The following is a 519-nucleotide window of genomic DNA, read 5'->3' on the forward strand; positions in this document are numbered from 1 at the left end:
GCCCAAAAATCCGCATCAAAATCAAAAAAACGACCTACAAGCGCGATGGCTCCCCGGGTGGTGAAATATCCGGGTTAATCGTCGTGGCCTCGGCCAGGTCGCTCGGGGGATAGAGCGGCGCGATCTGGGCCAGGATGGCTTCGAGCCACAGCGTGGCCTGGGCCGGCCCCTGTGCGGCGGGGTCGGCGCCCAGAAGGGCCTGGGTGATGCCACCGGGGTTGCCAACCGGGTCGCTGTCGCTGACCCGATCCCAGATATAGCCCTGGTAGGCGTAGCTCTGGTCAACCGAGTTCATGCAACTGCCGCCATGGCTGCAGCCCTTGCCACTGGCCGTATTCGGGATGCTGCCGGTGGTGTTGTCGGCATAGATGAACAGGTTCTCGCCGGCATCGCTGGTCCAGTTGTCCGGGCTGCCGTCCGCATCGGAAGGGCAACTGAACACATTGGGGTCGGTCAGGTATTCGGGGTAAATCTCGGGTACATAAGGGCCAAAATTCGCCTTGACCGTGCTGTAGTCCG

At 62.0% G+C, this 519-nt stretch carries 1 protein-coding gene; it reads right to left on the bottom strand.

All coding sequences use genetic code 11. From position 1 onward, the window contains the following. Positions 1-34: 34 nt before the first annotated feature. Positions 35-519 (bottom strand): hypothetical protein (locus JNK74_30295; protein MBL7650460.1); only part of this gene is annotated, 485 nt, incomplete at its 5' end.

The sequence above is a fragment of the Candidatus Hydrogenedentota bacterium genome (assembly GCA_016791475.1).
In the GTDB taxonomy this organism is placed as follows: Bacteria; Hydrogenedentota; Hydrogenedentia; order Hydrogenedentales; family JAEUWI01; genus JAEUWI01.